1 protein-coding gene is annotated in these 1,242 nt (G+C 36.8%); it reads right to left on the bottom strand.

Features of this window, described 5'->3' with window-relative positions:
- Window positions 1–1,033 (bottom strand): IS1595 family transposase (locus ACHAJD_RS09830; protein ID WP_435585693.1); only part of this gene is annotated, 1,033 nt, incomplete at its 3' end.
- Window positions 1,034–1,242: the final 209 nt, after the last annotated feature.

The following is a 1,242-nucleotide window of genomic DNA, read 5'->3' as shown; positions in this document are numbered from 1 at the left end:
TAATATCTACCGGAAATGGTGTAGAATGAATTTCATTAATCAGGAAACGCGTTATTTCCTTGATTGAATAGTTCATTGTTATTCGATTGTGGTTTTCCATACTTTTATGATAATCAAGAAGTTTCTTGAATCTAAACCAGGCTAAGTACCTACTTAAATGTTTCGTAGAGACACCTTTGAACCTTACAAACCAGTTTTTCATACTACTGTGGATTTCGTTGACTTCGCCTAAGTTATACATACCATTTGTATGGAATCCAGAAGGAATCTGGTGTAATCTTGCATCAAAGTAATTTGCGACTTGAATGTACGCAGACTTTGAATCGGTGATCATTGTTTGTCCGCTTTGGATACGATTATCTAAAGATTCAATGATATTATTTATTTGAGGATTCCCTTGATCAATCAGCTCAATGAGTAATTGATCATTCGAGTCGATTGCGGTAAGAACACATATGTGTTCATTACTTACACCGCGTTTTTGACTGCTTATTTTACGTTTTTTCGCTTTCCTAGGTAACGAAGGTAACCCTTTCATGTTCAGAAGAAAGTATGTTTCATCGATTTGTATGTTTCCCTTTAAGGGTCTGTTCTTATCATAGTGTTTCATTGCTTCCATGACTTTATGTCGCCAGTGAAACGCAGTGGTCGTACTTATGTCAATAAGGGCAGCGGTCTTACGAAGAGATAACCCGTTCATCATGCAAACGATGAATGATTCCCATACATGATAGGCTTTCTTTGAAGAGGCGGTTATTGATTGGTGGGTATCGGTGTAACTTTTCCCACAATCTACACATCGGTATTTTTGTCTTTTGGCTGGTGTCAACCCATTCTTTACCACATGAGTTGATCCACATTGTTCACAATATAGTATTACCTTACGTTCTTTTTTAATGACTTGGTGTAAGGCATCCTTAGAAGCTGTTTTTTGATGAACTTCTGTATCGATCTCTTTCTTCAAATCGACAATCTCATCTGCGAATAAAGTTGGTAATATTTGACGAATATACTTAAGTTCTTGTGTATGCATAGGGAGTCTCCAAACAAAAACGCCCCTAGGCAACCCGCTCAAAACTAAGTACTGTCGCCAAACGAATACTGATGAGATAAGCGGGTTGCCTAAGAGCGTTTCTCTTAGGATATTATTACATAAGTATCATCAAATTCGTTTGGCTATCTTATTGTATCAAATAGTTTTCATTTAAGCAATTCGTATCAGTACTTTTCTTGAACACAGCA

The sequence above is a fragment of the Liberiplasma polymorphum genome, from assembly GCF_043951795.1.
GTDB lineage: Bacteria > Bacillota_I > Bacilli_A > Izemoplasmatales > Izemoplasmataceae > Liberiplasma > Liberiplasma polymorphum.
Note: the sequence above shows the minus strand (reverse complement) of the source record. Positions and strands in the feature narration are given on the sequence as shown.